23 protein-coding genes are annotated in these 23,447 nt (G+C 68.1%); 13 read left to right on the top strand and 10 right to left on the bottom strand.

All coding sequences use genetic code 11. The features are described from left to right. The first annotated feature begins 114 nt into the window (after positions 1-114). On the top strand, positions 115-1,752 hold the full coding sequence (locus AC5WS7_RS07145; RefSeq protein ID WP_495953504.1) for an ABC-F family ATP-binding cassette domain-containing protein: 1,638 nt from the start codon (positions 115-117) through the stop codon (positions 1,750-1,752). Here the strand turns inward: AC5WS7_RS07145 and AC5WS7_RS07150 are convergent. Both AC5WS7_RS07150 and AC5WS7_RS07155 read right to left on the bottom strand, forming a co-directional pair. Then, the gene (locus tag AC5WS7_RS07150) at positions 1,749-2,540 is read right to left on the bottom strand and encodes an SDR family NAD(P)-dependent oxidoreductase (protein ID WP_495953505.1); all 792 of its coding nucleotides are present in this window, start codon (positions 2,538-2,540) and stop codon (positions 1,749-1,751) included. The two genes, AC5WS7_RS07145 and AC5WS7_RS07150, sit on opposite strands and share 4 nt — an antisense overlap. A gap of 58 nt (positions 2,541-2,598) precedes the next feature. Continuing rightward, the gene (locus tag AC5WS7_RS07155; RefSeq protein ID WP_495953506.1) at positions 2,599-3,183 is read right to left on the bottom strand and encodes a TetR/AcrR family transcriptional regulator; all 585 of its coding nucleotides are present in this window, start codon (positions 3,181-3,183) and stop codon (positions 2,599-2,601) included. A gap of 159 nt (positions 3,184-3,342) precedes the next feature. Between AC5WS7_RS07155 and AC5WS7_RS07160 the strand changes: the two genes are divergently transcribed. The 4 genes from AC5WS7_RS07160 (at position 3,343) to AC5WS7_RS07175 (ending at position 6,337) form a co-directional block, all read left to right on the top strand. Continuing rightward, positions 3,343-3,504, top strand: coding sequence for a ribbon-helix-helix protein, CopG family (locus AC5WS7_RS07160; protein WP_495953507.1), 162 nt, complete (start codon positions 3,343-3,345; stop codon positions 3,502-3,504). Between the two features lie 14 nt (positions 3,505-3,518). After that, positions 3,519-3,878, top strand: coding sequence for a VOC family protein (locus AC5WS7_RS07165; protein ID WP_495953508.1), 360 nt, complete (start codon positions 3,519-3,521; stop codon positions 3,876-3,878). Then, a complete protein-coding gene (locus AC5WS7_RS07170; protein ID WP_495953509.1) occupies positions 3,875-4,729 on the top strand; it encodes a class I SAM-dependent methyltransferase in 855 nt (284 codons plus the stop codon). The genes AC5WS7_RS07165 and AC5WS7_RS07170 overlap by 4 nt, the downstream gene beginning before the upstream one ends. A gap of 360 nt (positions 4,730-5,089) precedes the next feature. Continuing rightward, on the top strand, positions 5,090-6,337 hold the full coding sequence (locus AC5WS7_RS07175) for a D-arabinono-1,4-lactone oxidase (protein WP_495953510.1): 1,248 nt from the start codon (positions 5,090-5,092) through the stop codon (positions 6,335-6,337). 72 nt (positions 6,338-6,409) lie between these two features. Here the strand turns inward: AC5WS7_RS07175 and AC5WS7_RS07180 are convergent, their stop codons facing one another. Both AC5WS7_RS07180 and AC5WS7_RS07185 read right to left on the bottom strand, forming a co-directional pair. Next, the gene (locus tag AC5WS7_RS07180; protein WP_495953511.1) at positions 6,410-6,565 is read right to left on the bottom strand and encodes a hypothetical protein; all 156 of its coding nucleotides are present in this window, start codon (positions 6,563-6,565) and stop codon (positions 6,410-6,412) included. A gap of 24 nt (positions 6,566-6,589) precedes the next feature. Further along, positions 6,590-7,165: a winged helix-turn-helix transcriptional regulator gene (locus tag AC5WS7_RS07185; RefSeq protein WP_495953512.1), complete on the bottom strand. Its 576-nt coding sequence runs from the start codon at positions 7,163-7,165 to the stop codon at positions 6,590-6,592. Between the two features lie 93 nt (positions 7,166-7,258). Between AC5WS7_RS07185 and AC5WS7_RS07190 the strand changes: the two genes are divergently transcribed. Together AC5WS7_RS07190 and AC5WS7_RS07195 are read left to right on the top strand one after the other, a co-directional pair. Then, complete coding sequence (locus tag AC5WS7_RS07190) at positions 7,259-8,470, top strand: pyridoxal phosphate-dependent aminotransferase (protein WP_495953513.1); 1,212 nt, start codon at positions 7,259-7,261, stop codon at positions 8,468-8,470. Between the two features lie 126 nt (positions 8,471-8,596). After that, a complete protein-coding gene (locus tag AC5WS7_RS07195) occupies positions 8,597-9,826 on the top strand; it encodes a site-specific integrase (RefSeq protein ID WP_495953514.1) in 1,230 nt (409 codons plus the stop codon). A 284-nt stretch (positions 9,827-10,110) separates the two neighbouring features. Here the strand turns inward: AC5WS7_RS07195 and AC5WS7_RS07200 are convergent, their stop codons facing one another. Continuing rightward, complete coding sequence (locus tag AC5WS7_RS07200; RefSeq protein ID WP_495953515.1) at positions 10,111-10,809, bottom strand: NAD-dependent epimerase/dehydratase family protein; 699 nt, start codon at positions 10,807-10,809, stop codon at positions 10,111-10,113. A 110-nt stretch (positions 10,810-10,919) separates the two neighbouring features. Between AC5WS7_RS07200 and AC5WS7_RS07205 the strand changes: the two genes are divergently transcribed. Beyond that, positions 10,920-11,522, top strand: coding sequence for a TetR/AcrR family transcriptional regulator (locus AC5WS7_RS07205; protein WP_495953516.1), 603 nt, complete (start codon positions 10,920-10,922; stop codon positions 11,520-11,522). Between the two features lie 71 nt (positions 11,523-11,593). Here AC5WS7_RS07205 and AC5WS7_RS07210 read toward each other — a convergent pair whose 3' ends face one another. Then, entirely contained in the window at positions 11,594-12,310 is a 717-nt protein-coding gene (locus AC5WS7_RS07210) for an oxygen-binding di-iron domain-containing protein (RefSeq protein WP_495953517.1), read from the bottom strand. 238 nt (positions 12,311-12,548) lie between these two features. On the opposite strand from AC5WS7_RS07210, the gene AC5WS7_RS07215 reads away from it, so the two are divergent. Further along, positions 12,549-13,511, top strand: coding sequence for a threonine/serine dehydratase (locus AC5WS7_RS07215; protein ID WP_495953518.1), 963 nt, complete (start codon positions 12,549-12,551; stop codon positions 13,509-13,511). Between the two features lie 817 nt (positions 13,512-14,328). Here AC5WS7_RS07215 and mgrA read toward each other — a convergent pair. Then, positions 14,329-15,372, bottom strand: coding sequence for an L-glyceraldehyde 3-phosphate reductase (mgrA, locus tag AC5WS7_RS07220; protein WP_495953519.1), 1,044 nt, complete (start codon positions 15,370-15,372; stop codon positions 14,329-14,331). Between the two features lie 80 nt (positions 15,373-15,452). Next, positions 15,453-17,729, bottom strand: a complete 2,277-nt coding sequence (locus tag AC5WS7_RS07225; RefSeq protein ID WP_495953520.1) for a molybdopterin guanine dinucleotide-containing S/N-oxide reductase — start codon at positions 17,727-17,729, stop codon at positions 15,453-15,455. A 161-nt stretch (positions 17,730-17,890) separates the two neighbouring features. Between AC5WS7_RS07225 and AC5WS7_RS07230 the strand changes: the two genes are divergently transcribed. Then, positions 17,891-19,225 (top strand): family 1 glycosylhydrolase, encoded by a 1,335-nt coding sequence (locus AC5WS7_RS07230; protein WP_495953521.1) that lies wholly within the window; start codon positions 17,891-17,893, stop codon positions 19,223-19,225. Positions 19,226-19,284: 59 nt separating this feature from the next. On the opposite strand, the gene AC5WS7_RS07235 is transcribed toward AC5WS7_RS07230, so the two are convergent. After that, complete coding sequence (locus AC5WS7_RS07235; RefSeq protein WP_495953522.1) at positions 19,285-20,784, bottom strand: flavin-containing monooxygenase; 1,500 nt, start codon at positions 20,782-20,784, stop codon at positions 19,285-19,287. 715 nt (positions 20,785-21,499) lie between these two features. On the opposite strand from AC5WS7_RS07235, the gene AC5WS7_RS07240 reads away from it, so the two are divergent. The 3 genes from AC5WS7_RS07240 to AC5WS7_RS07250 all read left to right on the top strand — a co-directional run bounded on the left by AC5WS7_RS07240 (position 21,500) and on the right by AC5WS7_RS07250 (position 22,918). Beyond that, a complete protein-coding gene (locus AC5WS7_RS07240; protein ID WP_495953523.1) occupies positions 21,500-21,844 on the top strand; it encodes a hypothetical protein in 345 nt (114 codons plus the stop codon). A gap of 146 nt (positions 21,845-21,990) precedes the next feature. After that, positions 21,991-22,302: a hypothetical protein gene (locus AC5WS7_RS07245; protein ID WP_495953524.1), complete on the top strand. Its 312-nt coding sequence runs from the start codon at positions 21,991-21,993 to the stop codon at positions 22,300-22,302. Beyond that, complete coding sequence (locus AC5WS7_RS07250; RefSeq protein ID WP_495953525.1) at positions 22,277-22,918, top strand: response regulator; 642 nt, start codon at positions 22,277-22,279, stop codon at positions 22,916-22,918. The genes AC5WS7_RS07245 and AC5WS7_RS07250 overlap by 26 nt, the downstream gene beginning before the upstream one ends. Before the next feature lie 15 nt (positions 22,919-22,933). On the opposite strand, the gene AC5WS7_RS07255 is transcribed toward AC5WS7_RS07250, so the two are convergent. Beyond that, positions 22,934-23,362 (bottom strand): pyridoxamine 5'-phosphate oxidase family protein, encoded by a 429-nt coding sequence (locus tag AC5WS7_RS07255; RefSeq protein ID WP_495953526.1) that lies wholly within the window; start codon positions 23,360-23,362, stop codon positions 22,934-22,936. Positions 23,363-23,447 lie beyond the last annotated feature (85 nt).

A 23,447-nucleotide genomic window follows, 5' to 3' on the forward strand; every position in this document is an offset into this window, starting at 1 on the left:
GGAGTCCGGCCACCAGCGCACGCGGTGCGGCTGTCGTGGCCATGTCGTCGTTCCACCGATACGCCATCCGCGGCGCGGCCGGTCCGCGCCCGTCTCACTGCGGGAGCCTCCCCCATGTCCGATGCTCGCATCGTTTGTTCGAACCTGTCGTTCACCTGGCCCGATGACACGCCCGTATTCCGGGATCTGTCGTTCACCGTGCCCGGCGGGCGCACGGGACTGGTCGCGCCCAACGGCACGGGCAAGAGCACGCTGCTGCGGTTGATCGCCGGCGACCTGCGTCCCGGCGGCGGCAGCGTCACCGTCGCGGGCCTCCTGGGGTATCTGCCCCAGACCCTGCCGCTGACCGCGGAATCGACCGTCGCGCAGATACTGGGCATCGCTCCGGTCCTGGCTGCACTCGCCGCGGTGGAATCCGGTGATGTGCGTGAGGAACATTTCGCGCTCATCGGCTCGGACTGGGATATCGAGGAGCGCACCCGGGCCCAGCTCGAACGGCTCGGACTGGCCGATATCGCGCTGACCCGCGGCCTGGATACCCTCAGCGGCGGGCAGATCATCACCCTCGGGCTGGCCGCGCAACTGCTGCGCCGCCCGGACGTGCTGCTGCTGGACGAGCCCACCAACAACCTCGACATCGATATGCGCCACCGCCTGTACGGGGTGCTCGAGGACTGGAACGGATGTCTGCTCGTGGTCGCGCACGACCGTCCGCTCCTGGACCGGATGGACCGCATCGCCGAACTCGATCGCGGCGAAATCCGTTTCCACGGCGGCAATTTCACCGCCTACGAACACGGCGTGCAGGCCGCGCGCGAAGCGGCCGAGAAGAATGTGCGCACCGCGGAGCAGGAGGTCAAGCGGGAGAAGCGCGAAATGCAGCAGGCCCGCGAACGCGCCGCGCGCCGAGCGGGCAACGCCGCGCGCACCCTGGGCGATGCCGGATTGCCCAAGATCTTCGCCGGCACCATGAAGCGCAACGCCCAGGAGTCCGCGGCCCGCGCGAACCAGACTCATACCGCGCGCGTGGACGCGGCGCGCGACCGGCTCGACCGAGCCCAGCGCGCGGTGCGCGAGGATCAGCGCATCGTGCTGGACCTGCCCGGAACCGAGGTGCCCGCCGGGCGCACGGTGTTCGAGGGCGAGGGTATCGGCGTGCGGCTCGGTGAGCGGGAGATGTTCACCGGCAGCGGGGTTGATCTGATCATTCGCGGACCCGAGCGGATCGCGCTGACCGGCCCGAACGGCGCGGGCAAATCCACCCTGCTGCGTGTTCTGGCCGGTGCGCTGACCCCGGACCGCGGCCGGATCCGGCATGCGCAGGGCCGGGTGGCGTATCTGTCCCAGCGGCTGGATCTGCTCGATCCGGCATCGAGCGTGGCGGAGAATCTGGCCGTGAGCGCACCGCAACTGTCCGCCGCCGAGCGGATGAACGCGTTGGCGCGCTTGCTGTTTCGTGGCCCGGCCGCGCATCGCCCGGTGCGCGCGCTCTCCGGCGGGGAACGGTTGCGCGCGAGTCTGGCGTGCGCGCTGTTCGCCGAACCCGCACCGCATCTGCTGTTGCTGGACGAGCCGACCAACAATCTGGATCTGGTCGGCATCGGGCAGCTCGAGAGTGCGCTCGAGGCCTACCGGGGTGCGTTCATCGTGGTCAGCCACGACGAACACTTCCTGACCGAGGTGCGCGTGCAGCGGTGGCTGTGCTTGGCCGAGGGCCGGTTGAGCCAGGTCACCGCGCCCGATCCGGCTTAGGCGCGGGCGGCGGCCGCGACGGGTTCGGCGACGACCGCGACCCCGGTGCGGCCGCCGTCGACGTCCAGTACGGTGCCGTGCACGAATTCCGCGTTGTCGGAGGCCAGGTACACCGCCGCCGCGGCGATCGCCTCGGGTGTGCCGGGTCGCCCGGCCGGGGTGCCGTACATCATCGCCCCGCTCGGGCTCGGCACGTCCGGGGCCTGGTCACCGGAGCGGATCACGCCGGGGGAGATCGCGTTGACGCGCACTCCCCGCGGGCCGAACTCCGCGGACCAGGCACGGGTGAGGGTTTCCATCGCGCCCTTGGTCGAGGCGTAGAGCGCGCCGACCGGCACCGACAGACGCGCGACCCACGAGCCCAAATTGATGATCACTCCGCCACCGGCGTCGATCATCGCGGGCGCGACGGTCTGGGTCAGGAAGAACGGCGCCTTGACGTTCACCGCGTACACCCGATCGAACATGGCCTCGTCGGTGGTGAAAGTCGTTGCGGGAGGATAGATTCCGGCGTTGTTGAGCAGGATGTCGATCCGCCCGCCGAGGACGGCGGTGGCCGCTCGGGCCAGGGCGCGGCTCGCGGCCGGCGTGCCGTCGAGGTCCGCGTGCAGGTAGTCCGCGCGGCCGCCCGCCGCGCGAATGCCTTCGACCACGGTGTTCCCGCGGACGTCCTCGCGGCCGCAGACCACGACGTGCGCGCCCCGGGCGGCATACGCCTCGGCGATGGCGCGTCCGATATTGCCGGTGGAACCGGTGATGAGGGCTGTCTTTCCGGAAAGGCTTGGCATACCGACGACGCTACGAGTCAATTTTTGGACCAGCAAGTCCAAACTGGGAGGTGTTGCGTCACCCGTTCCGCAGATGTGCGACCAGGGTGTTCATCGAGGTTTCCAGATACTCCACGCTGCCGGTCGTGCGCAGCACCTGCACACCGCCCTGGATCGCCGCGACGAACGTCATCGCGACCGCGTCCGGGTCGACCCGGTCACGCACCAACCCCGCGTCCTGCATCGCCGCGATGCCCCGGCGGATGTGCTCGCGCCACTGCGACAGCAGGGTCCCGACCACCTCGGCGGTTCCGGCGGTGGCCCCGACCTGCGCCATCAACGACCCCAGCGGACAGTGCCGCCCCTGAGCGCGGTACCTGGCCAGCACCGCCTCGCGCCAGCGGTCCCAGGCCGCCCACGAGGTGAGCGCGCCCAGGTGCGGCTGTTGATCCTCGAGCACCCGGCCGGCCTCGTACCGGGCGACCGAGACCAGCAACTCCTCCTTGCCGCCGGGGAAATAGTGGAAGATCTGCCCCTTGCTGGTGCCGGTGATGGCGCGGATGTCGTCCAGGGTCACCGTGCCGGGCTCCTCGCTGCGCAGATGCAGCGCCGCGCCCTCGATGATCCGTTGCCGGGTGGCGCGGCCCTTCGCGGTGATCGTCATGTCGCGAGGATACCGCTTTGGACCGAAGGGTCCATTGATGTGAGTGGCTCAGATGCTCGCGCAGTGCCTTGCCGATGAACGCGGCCGCGTCGGGATCCGCGCCGCCGCCGGCGAGATGTCCCATTGACTCCTAGCTTGCTAGCAAGCTAGCTTCATGGGGTGGGTGACGAGGTCAAGCAGTTCAACGTGTATCTGCCGGTGGAATTGATCAAGCAGGTCAAGTTCCGTGCCATCGAGACCGGGCAGTCGTTGTCGGCACTGGTCGCCGAGGCGCTGCGCGCACACCTCGAGAACTCCCCCACCGAGCAACCACCCGAGTGATAGGAGCGCCGATCGTGACCACCACCGGTATCGTGGCCGTATATCTCACGACCCGCAACTGGGGTCGAGCCGCCCGGTTCATGCAATCCCTGGGCTACGAAACCGATTTCACCACCGACCACAACTCCGGCCTGTTCCGCAACGAACAGGGGCCGTCGGTATTCATCGCCGAGGTTCCGCACGAGGAACCCGACACCCGCCTGGTCCTGTCGGTGCCCGACGCCGAGTCGCTGCGCCTGGACCCGGATACCGAGGTCGTCACCGAATTCGAGGACACCCATTTCGGCACCCGGGAAATGGTCGTGCGCGATCCGGACGGACGGCTGTGGACGCTGCAGGCCGCCCCGGCGAACACGCCGGCGGACCCGGCATGAGCGGGGAGCAGGTCGTCGCGCCCGAGCACACCGCGGCGCGGGTGGCGTTGTGGCGCGCGCTGCACCTCCAGGTCGACCCACCGCCGCACGTGCTGCGCGACGAGATCGGCCTGCGCCTGGTCGACCCGCCCGACGGCTGGCGCGAACGCCCGGATATGGATCCCGATTCGACCCGCCCGATGCGCGCGGGGGTGGTGGCACGGGCGCGTTTCATCGAGGATCTGATCGCCGAGCGGGCGGCGGCGGGCATCGGACAGTACGTGCTGCTGGGCGCCGGTCTGGACACCTTGGCTCAGCGTCGTCCCGAGATCGCCTCGGCCGTTACCATTTTCGAGGTCGACCAGCCCGGCCCGCAGGAGTGGAAGCGTCGTCGGCTCGACGAACTCGTCCTGCCCACGCCACCGGGATTGCGGCTGGTGCCGGTCGATTTCGAAACCGAGTCCTGGTGGGACCGGCTGATCGCGGCCGGTTTCGATCCGCGGCGCCCGGCGGTGGTGGCCTCCACCGGGGTGTCGATGTATCTGACGCACGCGGCCAATACCGCCACACTGCAACGCATTTCCGCGCTCGCGCCGGGTTCGTCGCTGGTGATGACCTATATGCTCCCGATCGATCGGGTCGACGCGCAGGAGCGGACGCTGCGCGAGTTCGCCGAGCGTGGCGCGCGTTCCTCGGGCACGCCGTTCATCAGCTTCTACGATCCCGAACAGATGCGCGCGCTGGCGCTCGAGGCGGGTTTCGCTGCGGCCCGCACGGTCTCGGCGGGCGATCTGACCGAGCGCTATTTCCGCGACCGGTCCGACGGGCTGCGTCCAGCGGCGTCGGAGCAGTTGCTCGTGGCGAGTACGTAGAGGTCGCCCGCGCGTTTCACGGCCGGCGCCGGAATCGGCGACGGTGGCGCCGCCCGCCGCGAAACACCCGCCGACGATATCGGATGTCTACCGGTTCGACTGCGGCGCAACGAACGTCGTCCGACTCTCGAGGCGGCTCGGGTCGTTCCGGGTCCCGGACCGCGCCGAGGTCACCGTCGCCGACCGCGTGAGGGTCCGACGGACTCGCGGGGTTCCGGTGAGGCAGTGGCGCTGTACCTCGGGGGGACCGCCACGCTAGTGGCACATGCCCGCCGAGGATAGCGGGAACGTATCCGCCGGGCGCAGCATCGCAGCCACGCTAGCGTGTGTGGACCAGGCATATGCGGGAGAGGACCGATCGTGGTGTGGACGAATTGGGCGGGCAATATCACCTTCGGGGCTCGTGGCGTGCACCGTCCCGCCGACGTGAGCCAGGTGCGCGCTCTGGTCGCGCGGTCCGAGCGGGTGCGGGCGCTGGGCAGCGGGCATTCGTTCAATCGGATCGCCGACACCACCGGGGAGTTGATCTCCCTGGCGGGGCTGCCGCCTCGGGTCGAGATCGATGCCGCGGCATCGTGTGTCACGGTCGCGGGCGGTTTGCGGTACGGGGATTTCGCCGATCGCCTGCACGCGGCGGGGTTCGCGTTGCGGGCACTCGGTTCGCTGCCCCATATTTCGGTCGCCGGGGCGGTGGCCACCGCGACGCACGGCTCGGGAGTCGACAACGCCGGTCTGGCCGCGTCGGTGTCCGGCATGCAGGTGGTCACCGCGGGCGGCGATCTGCTCGAGATCCGGCGCGGGCACCCGGATTTCGCGGGAATGGTGGTCGGTCTGGGCGGATTCGGGCCGGTCACGGCGCTGACCCTGGACCTGGTGCCCACCTTCGAGTTGGCGCAGTACGTCTACGACCGGCTGCCCGCGGACGCGTTCGCCGAGCACGCGCAGGATATCCTCGCCGCGGGGTACAGCGTGAGCGTGTTCACCACCTGGCGTGCGGATCATCTGGATCAGGTGTGGGTGAAAGGCCCACGCGCACCGCAGCTTCCGGACCCGAGCTGGTTCGGCGCCACCCGAGCGGATACCCAACGTCATCCCGTCCCGGGGATGGACGCCCGGCACTGCACCACCCAGCTCGGCGAACCAGGTCCCTGGCACCATCGGCTGCCGCATTTCCGGATGGATTTCACCCCGAGCACCGGTCGTGAACTGCAGTCGGAGTATTTCGTGCCCCGCGAGCACGTCGTGGCGGCCTACCGCGCCCTCGATACGATCCGCGACCGGATGGCCCCGATCGTGCAGACCTGCGAGATCCGCACGATCGCCGCGGAGCCCCTGTGGCTGTCCCCTGCGGCCGGACGCGCCTCGGCCGCATTCCATTTCACCTGGATCGACGACACGCCCGCGGTACTGGCCGTGCTGCCCGCGATCGAGGAACTGCTGAGCCCGTTCGCGGTGCGCCCGCACTGGGGCAAGCTGTTCACCTGCGACGCGGCGACCCTGCGCGAACGGTACGACCACTACGCCGATTTCGAACGCCTGCTCGGAAAGTACGATCCGGCAGGCAAATTCAGCAACGAGTTCCTCGACACCTTCTTCACCCGCGACTGAACCCGCTCCCGCACGAGCGAACTCGCGGCCGCGCACCGCGACCGGGCGCTCGATCGCCCGCTCGGATCGAATTCACAACGCCACCGATGGCGGCTCTGCGGTGAATCGCACGCCGCAGCTGTCACCGCTCTCGAGTTTGTCGAAGGCCGATTGCACGGTGTCGCCGAGTTTGCCCAGCGGCGCCGAGATCGTCTTGCACAGCGTGGGATTGGCCTTCGCGTGGCGCACGCGGGCGCACGTCACCGGTCCCGCTCAGCCCTCACCGGCCGGAACGGCCAAGGGCCGGTTGCCCAATGCCACCTCGACCGCCTCGTCCAGGTCCAGGCGGAATTCGAGGTCCGGGTCCGTGGCGGGACCGTCGTGGTGGGTGATGATGCCGTGGTCGATGACGTAGTGCAGAACCGACTCACCGATGTGCACCGTCGCCCGGCCCTCGGCCAGTTGCCCGGCGATCACGCGGCCCAGCGGCAGCGCGAACCAGTGCGCACGCACCGCGTCGGTACTGCGGCGCGTGCCCAAACGCGGTGTGCCCCAAGCCGACAGCGCCTCGAGCACCGGCCGTAGCGCCACGCCGGAGTCGGTGAGTTCGTAGACCGCGGTCGCCGCGCGAGGCCCGACGCGGCGGCGGGTCAGGATGCCGTCCTGTTCGAGTTCGCGCAGCCTGGTGGCCAGCATATCGGTGCTGATGCCGGGCAGATCGGCGAACAGGTCGCTGTATCGCCTTGGGCCCGAGGTCAATTCGCGCACCACCAGCAGGCTCCAGCGATCACCGACGGCGTCCAGGGCGCGGCTCACCGAGCAGAAGTGGTCGTAGTTTCGGCGGGACACGCCTCACACTGTAGCCGAGCGGTTGGAAATACCAAGTGCAAACTTGGAATTTCCAAGTACAGTGTCCAAAGGTCATCTCGAGAAGGGACATCCATGCAGCTCACCCAGTCCAGCAAACTCGCTGGAGTGTCGTACGAGATCCGCGGACCGGTCGCCGAACATGCCGCGCGGCTGGAGGCCGAGGGGCATCACGTCATCAAGCTCAACACCGGCAATCCGCTGCTGTTCGGCTTCGAGGCGCCCGCGGAAATCCTGCAGGACATGGTGCGCGGCCTGCCCGCCTCGAGCGGCTACAGCTCGGCCAAGGGCCTGCTGCCGGCGCGGCGCGCGGTGGTGCAGTACTACCAGACCCTCGGCGTGCACGGGGTCGACGTGGAGGAGGTATTCCTGGGCAACGGGGTCTCCGAGTTGATCATGATGGCGTTGACGGCCCTGCTCGAAACCGGTGACGAAGTCCTGGTTCCCGCACCGGATTTCCCACTGTGGACCGCCGCGACCACACTCAACGGCGGACGCGCGGTGCACTACGTGTGCGACGAGGGCGCGGACTGGTGTCCCGACCCGGCCGATATCGAGGCCAAGATCACCGACCGCACCCGCGCGATCGTGCTGATCAACCCGAACAACCCCACCGGCGCGGTGTACCCGCCCGAGGTGCTGCGCCCGATCCTGGACATCGCCCGCCGCCACAACCTGGTGGTGTTCTCCGACGAGATCTACGACAAGATCCTCTACGACGGCCTCACCCACACCGCCACCGCGTCACTGGCCCCGGATCTGCTGTGCCTGACCTTCTCCGGCCTGTCCAAGGGATACCGGTGCGCCGGATTCCGCTCCGGCTGGCTGGTGGTCTCGGGCCCCACTCAGCATGCGGCCAGCTATCTCGAGGGCCTGACGATGCTCGCGGGCCTGCGTCTGTGCGCGAATGTGCCTGCGCAGCAGGCGATTCAGGCCGCGCTGGGCGGATACCAGAGCATCTACGACCTGACTCTGCCCGGTGGGCGGCTGCGAGAACAACGCGATCGCGCGGTGGAGGCGCTGACCGCGATCCCGGGTGTGTCGTGCGTGAAGCCCAGGGGCGCGCTGTACGCGTTCCCGCGCATCGATCCAGCGGTCTACCCGATCCACGACGACGAGCGGTTCGTGCTGGATCTGCTGCTGCAGGAGAAGGTGCACATCGTGCAGGGCACCGGATTCAATTGGCCGCGCCCGGACCATTTCCGCATCCTGACCCTGCCGCACGCGGACGACCTCGAGGCCGTCATCGAACGCATCGGCCGATTCCTGGCCACCTACCGCCAGTGACGCCCCGATTCCGCCGAGACGCCGGCCCTGTTCACTGCCTGAATGCCATAGCATCCCAGCCACATTCGCGTCGCGACCGCGCGACCGGAACCGGTTCGGCACGACCGCGGGGTACGGTGGCCAGCGATGAGCGCAGCAGCCGAATACTCCGACACCGGCTCGCCGGGACAGGTCGCGGTGCCCGAGCAGGTCCGGGCACAGATGCGGCGCGGGGTGCGCAACGTACTGGTCGACGCCGCCGCACTGCGCCAGGTGCGCGAACGGTTCGACGACGAGCAGGCCGCCGCGCTGGGCCGGTATCTCGAGGCCTCCCAGTCCCCGAATACGGTGCGCGCGTACCGATCCGACTGGATCGCCTGGTCCGCCTGGTGCGCCGCGGAGGGGCGTCGCGCACTTCCGGCCGACCCGCTGGACGTGGCGGTCTATCTGGCCGCCGCCGCCGATGCCCGCCGGCCCGATGGCGCGTGGGCATTCAGCGCGGCCACGCTCGAACGCAAGAGCGCCGCGATCGCCGCGCTGCACGCCGCCAACGGCCTGGTCTCCCCCACCCGCACCGATGTGGTGCGCCTGACCCTGCGCGGTATCCGCCGCACCCGCCGCACCCGGCCGCAGCGCAAACGCCCGGTCCTGCTGCACACCCTCGAACAACTGCTGCGAGGTCTGCCCGATCCGGGCTGGCCCGCCGAACCCGCCCGCCGCCGCGACGCGCTGGTGCTGCTGGTCGGATTCGCCGGGGCGTTGCGGCGCAGCGAGATCGCGGGCCTGCGCATCGGCGATGTGCGGGTGGACACCGACCACGCCACCGGTGAGCCGATCCTGCTGATCGCGCTGCCCGCCACCAAGACCGACCCGACCGGCGTTGCCGCCCAGCGCGTGGTCCTGCCCCGCGGCCGGCACCCGCACACCTGCCCGGTGTGCGCGTACGCGGACTGGATTCGCCTGCGCGAGAACCACTTCCGGTACGGCCCGGACGCGCTGCCCGCACGGCTCGAATCCGAACCCGCGCCTGATCCGGCGATCCACCGCTGCCACGGATTCACCGGTACCACCCTCCCCGATCCGGAGCTGCCGCTGTTCCCGGCGGTATCCCGGCACGGCGCAATCGGCGCGACGGCCATGTCCGGTCGCGCGGTCGCCGAACTGGTCAAACGCTACGCCGCCCGCGCCGGACTGGATCCGTCGCTGTTCTCCGGCCATTCGCTGCGCGCCGGATTCGCCACCCAGGCCGCCCTCGGCGGCGCCAGCGACCGCGAGATCATGCGCCAGGGCCGCTGGTCCAATCCGCGCACCGTACACGGCTACATCCGCACCGCCAATCCGCTCGAGGACAACGCCGTCACCCGTTTGGGACTGTGAACACGACGTTCGAAAAGAACCACGATCGGGCCGCCGCTCGGACGCTGCCGCAGTTTCGGCAGTATCACGAAGCCCCTTCCGCAGCAATGGAAGTCGTCAGCGTGGCGACTTCACCGCCCGGCCTACCCGTCCGGGCCTGCAGCGTCACCTCCTGCTCGATGACACCGCCGACCGGATCGGCCCGCACCTGAGCGAAACCGTCGTCTCTGTCCGGCCGAAGGCCTCGACGAGCGCTCGGAAAAGACGCCCACGCGACTCCCTCGGCGGTGCGGATGACGCGGCGGTCAGTCGGTGTAGTACCCCGCCTCGAGGTCCTCGAGCAAGGTGGGGCCGGTCGGTTCCCAGTCCACGAGCGCCCGGGTCGCCTCGGCGGAGGCGGGCTGGTCGGTGATGTGTACCGCGGGCCAGCGGTGGCTCCCGTCACCGACGTAGGCGGCCGTGCCGAGCGTGCGGTCCAATCCCACGAGCACCGCGATCAGGCCGTTGCGGTCCCCCGCACCGTGCACCGAGCGCGGCATCCGCACCAGCCCCGCGCGGATTCCCCGATCCGCCAGCGCCAGAACGGCATTCGCCGTCCGTGCCCGCGCGCCCGCGGGCCCTGCCGCCTCGATCCGGTCGCTTTCGGTAGCGAGCCGGTGCGCCAGGATCGGGGTTCCCGAGGCCGCGATGAACGCTGTGCGGCTGTTGGCGAGGGCGTCGCCGATTTCGGCCAGAAGTGCGACCTCGTTGTTCACGGTCGCCTCGAATTCGGCGAAGTCGAGTGTGAAGGCCAGGTGCGCGACCGCATCCGCCTTGGCCGCCTCGGTCACGATCAGGTCGTGGTCGGACATATCGCCCAGCACCGCGGTTCCGCCGAACCCCGCTATCCGGTCCGCCGCGGCGCGGGAGCGGGCCAGGCCGATGACCTCGTGCCCCGCGGCGATGAGTTCCCTGCTCAGGGCAGTGCCGATCCAGCCGGATGCACCGGTGATGAATACGCGCATGGCGCTCTCCATTCGTAGCTGACGCGGCGATGTCGGCCGCCGCAATGATGTGACTCGGTCACATCACTCTAGCAGTGATGTGACCGAGTCACATCATCTAAGATGGCCGCATGGGCCGCTGGGAACCGGATGCGCGGGGCAGATTGCTGCGCGCGGCAATCGAACTGTTCGCCGAACACGGCTACGACGCGACCACGACCGCCCAGATCGCCGAACGCGCCGGGCTGACGAAAACCACGCTGTTCCGGCTGTTTCCGGACAAACGCGAGATCGTGTTCCAAGGGCAGGCCACACTCGTCGAACTCGTCACCGCCGCCGTGCGGGACGCGCCGACCGCCGCCGCACCCACCGAACTGGTCGTAGCGGGCGTGCGGGCGCTCTCGGGTGCACACATCCAGGACCATCGCCACATCGGGCGCACCCTCGACCCGATCGTTGCCTCGAGCGAGGAGTTGCGTGAGCGCGCCGCGTTCAAACGCGCGGCCGTCACCGGCGCCCTCGAACAGGCGCTGAATGACCGACTCGGTGATCCTCGTCCGGCCGCGGTGCTCGCGGACCTGGGCGTGCGCGCCTATTACGACGGGTACCGGCGCTGGGTCACCGCCGACGACGACCGCACACTCGCCGATTACGTGTCCGATGAGCTGAGCGCCTACGCAGACACCGTCTCGGACCTCGGGCGGGCGCTGTCCCGCGCGGCCGCCGGCTCCTGACCGGCACGCCGACCGCCGCACTATATTCGATTAACACCATTGCGCGGCAAGACTTTTCAAATTCGCAGCACTCAGGACTGCAAGCGATCCTCGTACACCGTCGCGAGATCGTTCAGCGCCGTCGCGCAGTCCCCGCTGAAGCTCGAACCGTGCATGATCGCCAACGTCGCCGGCCGCAGCCCGGCCAACCTGCGCAGCGCGGCCGGTACCGCGGGGCCCAGTGAAGTCTGATGGAACACGTCCTCGGCGACCACCGCCGATTCCACCAGATCGGCCTCGGTCAACGCGGGACCGTCACCCAGTTGCGTCATCAGGTCACCGCAGAACAACACGCCCGTGGTCTGCTCGTACAGCACCCGCGACTCCCAATTGTGCGGCGCGTGCGGGGTGTCCAGATGCTGCACCCGCCGGCCGCCCAGGTCGATCACCTCACCGTCGGCCAACCGCCGCGGCGGCCGATCGGCCATATCGTCCAGCGATACCACGCAGCCGAGCACCCCGTGCGCCACCTGCGATCGCGGTGCCGCGGCGAGAAAGGAATTCATCGCCCCGAGCTCGTCGGCCTCCACATGCCCGAAGGTGATCCACCGCATCTCCTGCACCGGGCGGATCCGCGCGATCGCCGCGGACACCTGCGGGAACAGCGCCCGCATACCCGTGTGGAACAGCAGCGGTTCCGCGGCGTCGACGAAGAACTGGTTGAACGTGAACCCGCTCGGCCCGACCTCGGGCACGAAAGTGGACAAGCGGTAGATACCGTCAGCGATCTCATCGGTCCTGGTCTGCACGACTCAACACCCTCCTGATGCCGCCCCGACAACCGTCCGGAACTCGCAGCCTACTCGTCGCACCACAGCACCGGAACTGCTCGGCCGCCTCCCCAACCCGGACATCCCAGCGCGTCCCGGCATACGATGCGCCGGATACCAGCCCGTCGTGTCGCAAGCCCCGAGGCCGGTCGCGGTCGCAGCACACGCCGATACCGCCGCCGCGGGCCGACACACCGCCGACCAGTGCAGGAGCGCCATGCGAACCACCGTCCGCCTCGGCTACGACGATATCGAGGCCGCCGCCCGGCGCATCCACGGGCAGATCCGACCGATCGCACTCGCTCCGGCCGGATCGGATGCCCACGAGCAATCACCGTGGCTGGCATTGGAATTCCTGCAGCACACCGGCACCTTCAAGGCCCGCGGAGCCGCGAACTTCCTGACCGCCCACCTCGAGGACCGCACCCTGCCCGACGCGGGTGTCACCATCGCCTCCGGCGGCAACGCCGGACTCGCGTGCGCCTGGGCCGCGCGCCGACACGACATCACCGCAACGGTATTCGTCCCCGCCAACGCGCCCGCGGTCAAGGTCGCCCGGCTCCTGGCCTACGGGGCACGAGTCGAGCAGGTCGGCGACAGCTACGCCGACGCAGCCGAAGCCTGTGCGCGATTCGCCGCCGACACCGGCGCACTGCGATCACACGCCTACGACAATCCACTCATCGCGGCCGGAGCCGGAACACTGATGCGGGAGATCCACGCCCGGCTGCCCACCGTCGACACCGTGCTGGTCGCCGTCGGCGGCGGCGGACTGTATGCCGGAATAGCCACCGCCGCAGCACATTACGGAGTACGCGTGGTCGCGGTCGAACCGGAGAACTGCCGTACCCTGCACGCCGCCCTCGCGGCCGGACAGCGCGTCCCGGTCCCGGTGAACTCGATCGCCGCCGACTCGCTCGGCGCGCGCACCGTCACCCCGCTGGCCCTCACCGCCGCCGCGGCGTGTGACACCCGCGCACTGCTGGTCACCGACGAGGCCATCGTCGCCGCCCGCGCCCACCTGTGGGACCACCACCGCATCGCCGTCGAACACGGCGGTGCCACCGCCTTTGCCGCCCTCACCACCGGCACCTACGTCCCCGATTCCGGCGAAACCGTCTGCGTCATCCTCTGCGGCGCGAACACCACCCTCGCGGACCTGGATTCGCCTTCCCGCTGATCATTTCGCCGGAGCGGCCACCCCGGACGCTGCGCCGAAACTGCCCTGCTCGCCGAGCCGAATTCGATGCTCATCGCCAAGACCGACATGACCCGCAACAGAAAGATGTGTGAACCTGACACGCCAGAAAGGGGCAATGGCGTGATCTGGCGGCCGGGCCGGTGTCAGCCCTCTTCGGGCCGTCGGCCAGGTGAATGCCGGAGCTGGAGCCCCGATGCTTGTTCGGGATGGGGTATTCGTCGTCGGCCGACTGACTCATGGAACCTGTTGCGGCACAAGCGGTCTTCCTCATTCACCAACCCCGGCGGCATCACTCGGGTTGGCGCTGCGCCGCTGTCCGGCGCCTCAGCGTTCATCGGTCGCAGCGGTGAGGCCTGGTTGAGCAGCGGAGTGACGAGGAGCGCAGACCGATCAGCTCGGTGGGCGCGAGGTGGACAAAGCGGGTGAAACGCTGACAGTGCCTGAACACAGGCAGGCGGCGACGACTGCCGATCCGCACACAGTCGACTGCGGTGGGAGACCGGACGATACCGCCGACAAACGCCCCCGGGAAACTGAGCGTCTTTCTACCGAACTACTGGAGCGCGGTGAACGTGATCAGGAAGTCCGCCGGAATACAAGTCATCCGCCGAGTAAAACGGGAGTTGAATCCGTGCGGCCTGGCTGCTGCTGCAACACGCTCCGCTGGATCTGCAGCGGCAATGCTTACCACTGTTGCGGCAAGCGGTAATCGAGGGTAAATCCCAGAGCGGGTAAATGACCGCAGAGCCGAACTGGGGCTGCCGCCACTCGGGGAAGAAGACGTCGTCAACGCGTTTCACAACGTTCCCGAGCGAGCGTCACGCCACAGGTCGACCGCACCGTCCTGGTCCAGCAGCTCGTCGATCTCGACGAGTTCCTGCGCGCTCAGCTCCCGGTTGCCCAATGCCGCCACGTTCTGCTCGAGCTGCTCGACCGAGGACGCTCCGATCACCAGCGAGGTCACCCGCGGATCGCGCAACGCCCATACCAGCGCCAGCTGCGCCAGGTCCTGACCGCGCCGGGCCGCGATCTGCGCCAGCGCGCGCAGCCGGGCGATCATCGGCTCGGTCAGCAACTCGTTCTGGAACGACTTGCCTTGCGTCGCACGCGATCCCACCGGAACGCCATTCAGATACCGGGAGGTCAGCAGCCCCTGCGCCAACGCGGTGAATCCGATGATCCCGAATCCCTCCGCCGCGGCGGTGTCCAGCAACCCCTCGGTCTCGATCCAGCGATTGAGCATCGAATAGGACGGCTGGTGAATCAGCAGCGGAGTGCCCAGCTCACGCAGGATGCCCGCCATCCGCTCCGAATGCTGGGCATCGTAGGAGGAGATCCCGACGTACAGGGCTTTGCCCTGCCGCACCGCGGTATCCAACGCCGCGGCGGTCTCCTCCAGCGGCGTACTCGGATCGAACCGGTGCGAATAGAAGATGTCGACATAGTCCAGCCCCAGCCGGGACAACGACTGATCCAACGAAGCCAGCACATATTTGCGCGAACCGCCGCCCTGCCCGTACGGTCCGGGCCACATATCCCACCCGGCCTTGGTGGACACGATCAGCTCATCGCGATACGCCGCCAGGTCCTCCCGCAGCAGCCGCCCGGCATTGACCTCCGCCGAACCGTACGGCGGGCCGTAGTTGTTCGCCAGGTCGAAATGCGTGATCCCCAGATCGAAAGCGCGCAAAGCGATCTCACGTTGCGTCGCGAACGGCCGATCATCACCGAAGTTGTGCCAGAAGCCCAGCGAGAGCACCGGCAGATCCAGACCCGAGCGGCCCGTCCGCCGGTACAGCATTCCCCCGTCGTAGCGGGTGGGATCGGCACGGTAGGTCATCGAACTCCTCTCACGGTCGGTTCAGTGATTGAAACACGAGATCATCAGCGTGGCAGCGCGGGCCGCACCCGCCGGGCAACTCACACCGTGGGAGGCGGACCACTCACCGACAACTCCGGCGGCACCGCCCGATACGCCTCGATCTGCACCAGACTCAACTGGCCCGTACAACCCTGGCTCAGCAGCGAAGACGGCCGATCGGCGGTGAGCACATTCGGATTGCCGTGCCGGCAGAAACTCGGATCCGCCGGATCCGGGTCGTACCAGGCGCCCGTGGACAGCTGCGCGATCCCCGGCCCCACCGCATCGGAGACGACCAGTCCGGCCAGGCAACTACCGCGATCGTTGAAGACGCGCACCACATCACCCGCACTCAGACCCCGCGCGGCGGCCTCGTCCGGATGCAACCGCACCGGTTCGCGCCCCGCCACCTTCGCCGACTGACTGTGCGCGCCGACATCGAGCTGGCTGTGCAACTTGGTATGCGGCTGATTCGCGATCAGCTGCAACGGAAACCGCTGTGCCGCAGCACTTCCCAACCATTCCACCGGCTCCATCCAGACCGGATGCCCCGGACAGTCCGGATATCCGAAACCATCGATCGTCTCGGAGAAGATCTCGATCCGGCCGCTGGGCGTGGACAACGGATGCGCGTCGGGATCGGCCCGGAAATCGGCGAAGACCACCTGATCCCCCTCGGCGACCTCCAACTCGATGCCCTGCCCGTCCCAGAACTCCTCGAAGCCCGGCAGGCCGGCCGCGCCCGACCCGGCCCGCCACTGCTCGTACAGGTGGCGCAACCACTCCACGGCCGTGCGCCCCTCGGTGAATTGCTCACCGACACCGAGCTTTTCGGCCAGATCGGCCAGAATCGAATAGTCGTCGCGCGCCTGTGCGTGCGGACGGGTCAGCGCGGGCATCGGGAAGAACATCCGATCGTTGTCGCCCGCTCCGTAATCGTCCCGCTCGACCGACATCGTCGAGGGCAGCACGATATCGGCGTGACGCGCGGTACTCGTCCAGAACGGATCGTGCACCACGATGGTCTCCGGGCGGGTGAATGCCTCCCGCAACCGCGCCAGATCCTGATGGTGATGGAACGGGTTGCCGCCGCACCAGTACACGAGCCGGATATCCGGATACACCAGCCGCCGGCCGTCGTAGTCGTACTCCGCGCCCGGATCGAGCAGCATATCGGCAACCCGAGCCACCGGGATGAAGGTTTGTATCGGATTGCGCCCCTGCTCCAGCCTGGGGACCGACAAACGCCGGGCAGGCTCGCCGACACTGCTCGTGGAACCGTAGCCGTGCCCGAAACCGCCACCCGGAGTACCGATCTGGCCCAGCATCGCCGCGAGCACCACTCCCAGCCACACCGGCTGTTCACCGTGCTCGGCCCGCTGCAACGACCAGCTCACCGTGACGAACGTGCGCGCGGCCGCCATCTCCCGGGCGAGTGCACGAATTCGGCCCGCCGGCACGCCGGTGATCGCCGACGCCCAATCCGGATCCTTCACCACACCGTCGTCGGCGCCACGCAGATACCGGGCGAACCGGTCGAATCCGACCGTGTATCGATCCAGGAAATCGGTATCGGCCGAACCTTCGGCATCCAGCACCTGCGCCAGCGCGAGCATCAGCGCCGCATCGGTGCCCGGCCGCGGCGCGATCCACTCAGCCCGCGCCTCGGCCGGAATATCATCGCGCAGCGGGCTTATCGAGACGAACCGGCATCCCCGAGCCCGCGCCGCCGCGATCCAGCCGCGACCGGAGTGCCGCGACACACCCCCGGGCGTCACCGCGAAATTCTTCGCCGACAACCCGCCGAACGCGACGACCAGCTCCGTGTGCTCGACCAGCACCGACTTCGAAGTACCGTGCTGCAGAAGCCAATACAGGTTGCTCAGCACATGCGGCAACAGCACCGTCGCGGTGCCCATGCTGTAGCTGTTCACGTGCCGCACGAAGCCGCCGAGACAGTTCAGGAACCGGTGCACCTGGCTCTGCGCGTGATGGAACCGCCCGGCACTGGCCCACCCGTACGACCCGCCGTAGACCGCCTCGGCCCCGAATTCGTCGTAAACCCTACGCAATTCGCCCGCCAGCAGTTCCGTCGCCCGCTCCCACGACACCGGCACATACGGATCCGCCCCGCGCCCCGGCGCTCCCGGACCCCGCTCGAGCCAGCCGCGGCGCACATGCGGTTGCGAGATCCGCGTCGGATGATGCTGTGCCGAAGCGACATTCTCGATCAGCGGCATCGGCTCGGGATCGCCGCGCCACGGCCGCACCCCCGTGAGCCGCTCACCATCACTGACCGCCTCGAAGGCTCCCCAGTGGGTCAGATGTGTGGTCATGGATTCACGGTAGCGCGCACCACCGACAGCTTGCCGTAACTGGACATGCGCCCATGTTCGGCGAACAATGACCACCGCTCCGGAGCGTCCGACCAGTACCCGCGAACACCCCGGATAGCGTTCGACTCGACCATCCGCACCACTCGACGCCGAGGAGTCCGATGCGCCCGCTCACCCGACGACACGCTCTGGCCGCCCTCGCGGCGGGCACCGCCGCCGCACTGGCCGGACCGACGGCCACCGCGGCCGCACGCCCCGCACCTCCGGCGAAGATTCCGCCACTGGGCAGCGATTTCCTCTGGGGAGTCGCCAGCGCCGGATTCCAGTGCGAAGGCCATGCCGCGGACAGCAACTGGACCCGCTACGTCGCGAAGAACGCCGACTACGACCGCTACCACAATGCCGTCGACTTCTACACCCGCTACCCCGACGACATCGCCTCGGCCGCAGCACTCGGCGTCAACGTGTACCGGGTCAGCATCGAATGGTCCCGCATCCAGCCTCGGCCCGGCGGCTGGGACGAAGCGGGATTCGCCTTCTACGACCGCGTCCTGGACACCATCGCCGCCCACGGCATGCGCACCATGCTCACCCTCGATCACTGGGTGTACCCGGGCTGGGTCGCCGACCGAGGCGGCTGGGCCGACCCGGAGATGACCGCCCTGTGGCTGACCAATGCCCGAAAAGTGGTGGACCGCTACGCATCCCGCGATCCGCTCTGGATCACCTTCAACGAGCCCGCCTTCTACATCGTCAACGAGGTCAGCAACGGCGGACTGTCCGCGGACCACGTGCCGCTGATGCAGCAGCAGCTCGCCCGGGCGCACAACGGCATCTACGACTACATCCACCAGCGCCGGCCCGCCGCACGGGTCACCAGCAACATCGCCTACATCCTGGGCACCGCCGAACCCGTCGTCAACGGCCCCATGCTCGACGCGATCGCCGCGAAACTCGACTTCGTCGGCATCGACTACTACTACGGCTACAGCCCACAATCGGCCCTCACCACATCCCCCGCCGACTTCAAGAAACTCTGGAACCAGCCGCTACAACCCGAGGGCATCTACTATGCGCTGGAATACTATTCGCGCCGATTCCCCGGCAAGCCCCTCTACATCGTCGAGAACGGCATGCCAACCTTCAACGGACAACCCCGTGCCGACCACTACACCCGCGCGGACAATCTGCGCGACACCGTCTACTGGCTGCAACGCGCCAAGGCCGACGGCATGCCGCTGATCGGCTACAACTACTGGAGCATCACCGACAACTACGAATGGGGCAGCTACGCACCGCGTTTCGGCCTCTACACCGTCGACGTACTCACCGACCCGGCGCTGACCCGCCGCCCCACCGACGCCGTGCCCGCCTACGCGGCGATCACCCGCGCCGGCGGCGTTCCGGCCGGATACCGGCCCACCCGGGCCCCGGCCGGATGCGCCCTCGGCGACGTACCCACCAGCTGCCTCGACCCGGTCACCCTGCCGCACTGAGGCATTCGCCGGTTCCGCTCCGAGGGGCGGAACCGGCAGGCCGGATCGCACGATGCCGGTCAGGCCGACCGCGACTGCGCGGCCGCACGCGGCACGGCCGGACGGCGACCGAACTCCAGCACACCGTCCTCGATCGCGCCCTTGCGCAGCAGCTTGCGATCCCGGAAATAGTTGTTGATCACCTGCCACGGGCCGTTGGTCCCCTGCCGCGGCATCACCGCGTCGCCGCGCTGGATATAACCGGAAGTCAGCGCGCCGCCCATCATCGAATCGTCGGAGCGATCGCCCTCGCGCGGCACCGCCACGACCGTCGAATAACCATGGGACCGCATATGATTCAGCAAGCGGCAGAAGTATTCGGCGGCCAGATCCGCCTTCAACGTCCACGACGCGTTGGTATAGCCCAGCACGATCATCGCATTGGGCACCCCGCCCAGCAGAGCGCCCTTGTACGCCACCAGATCCCGCGTCCGCGCCGGCTCGCCGTCGATCACCAGCCGTGCACCGCCGAGCATCTGCACCGTCAACCCGGTCGCGCTGATGACGATATCCGCCTCGAGTTCCCGTCCCGACTCCAGCCGGATCCCGGTCTCGGTGAAGGTCTCGATCCGATCGGTGGCGATCGAGGCGCGGCCCTCGCGCAGCACCTTGAACAGATCACCGTTGGGCACCACGCACAGCCGCTGATCCCACGGGTTGTACTCCGGACTGAAATGCCGCATGTCGATCCCGGAGCCGACCTGCAGCCGCACCGCGCTCAGCAGCAGTTTGCGCGACAACGCGGGGTTGGTGCGAGAGAGCTTGAAACTCGCGCGCTGCAATCCGATATTGCGGGCCCGGCCGATCCGATAGGCGATCGCCTCGGGCACCTTCGCCGCTTTGAACCCCACCGCCACCGGGTCCTCCGTGGGAAGGGCGGTGATATACGTCGGTGAACGTTGCAGCATCGTCACATGTGCCGCGTCCCGGCTCATCGCGGGAACCAGGGTGATCGCCGTCGCGCCGCTACCGATCACCACGACCCGCTTGCCTCGGTAGTCCAGATCCTCCGGCCAGTGCTGCGGATGCACGATCGGCCCGCGAAACTTCTCCTCGCCCGGAAAGTGCGGCCGGTAGCCCTGGTCGTAGTCGTAATATCCCGTGCAGCCGACCAGGAAGTCGCTGGTATAGATCTCGGTCTCACCGGACTGCTCGTCCACTGCGGTGACGGTCCAGATCCCCGCCTCGCTCGACCAGCTCGCCTCGGTCATCCGGCGCCCGAACCGAATGTGCTCGGTCACCCCGTACTCCGCGGCGGTATCGACGACGTACTGCCGGATGTGCGGCCCATCGGCCAGCACCTTCGTCCCGTTCCACGGCCGGAAGCCGTAACCGAACGTGTACATGTCCGAATCCGACCGGATGCCCGGATACCGGAAAAGGTCCCACGTACCGCCGATCGCCGTCCGCCGCTCCAGGATGGCGTAGCTGCGCCCGGTCCCCTCCCGGGTGAGATGGCAGGCCATCCCGATTCCCGAAAGACCCGCGCCGATGATCAGTACGTTGACATGCCGCGTCATTGAGGTATCCGTTCCGTGTGATCCCGCCCGGACGACCGTGACCGGGGCTTCTCCGCAGGTTACCTGTTATCGACAGTTACGTCTAGATGAGCGTCCTCCGCTCTCCCTTCCCGCGCCCCGGGTAGACGCCGCTTCCCGACCAGTCGCACCTCCCGCCGCCTCCACGCCGCGCTGGCCCGGAGCTGCGGCGCTTCTTCCTTCGATGCGTTTTTTGAAGTCGTGCGGTTTGAGGTGTGCGTGAGTACGGTTGAGTGGATTTACATGTTTAGATGCGCATATTCCAATATCCAATTGGTATGTGTCCAAACAGTAACCGCACCTTGCGCAGCGGATGTGTCTGGGATTCACACAGAGTGGCCGAGATGCTCCACGCGGCCGACCCGCTGTCCAGCCGCTCTCCCTGCTCGGCATTAACGTCGAAACCGCTTGTCGTCCAAGGGCTTATGGCAATGCGACACACTCCCCCACAACGACAAGCCTGGACCAGTGCCGTGGATCGCCGCATGCGCATATTCACGTATGAGCGCCTGCAGATCGTCCGGCCGGACGTGTCGAGAGACCGATGCGCTCCCGAGCGAGCGGACACCTCTAGCTTCTCGGACCGCCGCGCACGATGTCCCCTGGGCAACAGGTTGGCCGCTGTTCCCGATCACCCGTCGGAAACCGTTCGCGGGCACGTCTTTTCGCAGTAACCTTGAGGGACGAGGTGATGAGGGTGGACATCGTTATCTTCGCCGGGTGTGCGATGGCCGTGCTGGTCGCCTGGTGTGTCGTCGCGTTACGCATCACCGGGCGCATACATGGTGTGCGTCTACGCCGACGACCCAAGCGACCGGCCCGGCCCACTCCCCCGGCCCCGCAGGAGCAGCCGGCTGCGGTGGTCGATTTGCGGCTGAGTATCGAATGGGCATCGCCCAGGCAGGTCTGGCCCGCACTGACGGCCGAGAACATGCTGCTCGCCGCGCGCCTCGCCGGGCGTATGACGCCGAACGAATACCGGACTCGCATGCTCGAACTGGCCCGCCGGTGCGAACCACGTCCGACCGCCGGGAGTGAATGAGCCGGTCATCGGCTTTCCGGGCGGGTACGCCGGGGACCTTCGTCACACTGCCGGGAGCCGCCCGGCCCTGCCCGAACACGGTGGAACGCACGAGGCTTGTGCAAGCGACCTGCCTTTTCACCCATCGACGACATTCAGGACCCCGGTTGAACAGCATCCCTCTCGCCCACCCACATACCGAAACACCCGATATCACCGAGGACCATCCACCGGCCTGGCTCGCGCTCGCCACCGCGACCGTCATGTTCGCGCTGGCGGCCGCCTGCGTGCCATGGCTGACAGGTTGGGCGACGGACTACGGAGCCATCCTGGTTTACTGGGCGTTGGCTTTGCACCTGGTCATCGCGATCGGCTTGGTCAGATGGGCTGTGCGGGCCTGGCTAACGGATTATCGTAGCCACACGGGCAGCGCACAGAGAACGGATATCGCCGATGATCAAGGTGTTCCTCGTCGATGACCACGAGATCGTGCGTCGCGGCCTGGTCGACCTGCTCGGGGAGGACCCTGAGCTGACCGTCGTCGGCGAGGCGGGTGACGTCGCACAGGCGATGGCCCGCATCCCCTCGCTACGTCCCGACGTGGCAGTCCTGGATGTTCGCCTGCCCGACGGCAACGGCATCGAACTGTGCCGCGAACTGCTCTCCCGCATCGACGGCCTGCGCTGCCTCATCCTCACCTCCTACACCGACGAACAGGCCATGATGGATGCGATCCTGGCCGGGGCCAGCGGTTATGTCGTCAAGGACATCCGCGGGATGGAATTGGCCCACGCGATCAAGGAGGTCGGTTCGGGCAGGTCGCTGCTGGACAATCGGGCCGCCGCGGCGTTGATGACGCGCCTGCGCGAGGGCAGCGACGGCCCTCTCACCGCGCTGACCGATCAGGAGCGCGTACTGCTGAGTCTGCTCGGTGAGGGGCTGACCAACCGGCAGATCGCCGAGCGCATGTTCCTCGCGGAGAAGACCATCAAGAACTACGTTTCACGGCTGCTGGCCAAGCTGGGGTTCGAACGGCGCACGCAGGCCGCGGTCTACGCGTCCAAACTCCGCACCGAGCAGCACAACCCGTTCTGACCGTCACCGGTTCGCTCACTGCGGGGCCCGCAGCGCGATGCCGCTGACGATCGTCGGCTCGATCGCGACGATGCCGTCCCCGTCGCGATCCAGCCACGACCGCAACATCGGCACATAGCGCGCGATCGCTTCCGGATCGGTGATCCGCTGCGCCGGGCCGGTCACGACCACCGCCCACCCCGTCTGGGTGCTCGGGTCGAGCACGTCCGCCTCGTAGGCGACCACGACCCGGTCCCGGGTGCCGTTCTTTCCGGGGGACCGGCAGTTCAGCCCGGCGAGCACGATGATCCGATCGTCGCGCACGATATGCCGCACCGGCCGGATCGCGGGAAGCGCGTCCCGGGTGAAGACCACACGCCCGCACGCCGTCTGCGCCAGCAAGCGCATCGCCTCGGCGCGATCGAGATCTACCACGGCGCCCGGGCCCGAGGAGGTGCCGCTCATAGGCTCCGGATCGGAACTGGCCGGATTCGGCTCGATCCACACTTCGCGACAGTCTCCTTCCGTGCCACACCTGCCGCCCCCGCTA

The sequence above is a fragment of the Nocardia sp. PLKS1-43 genome (genome assembly GCF_059510335.1).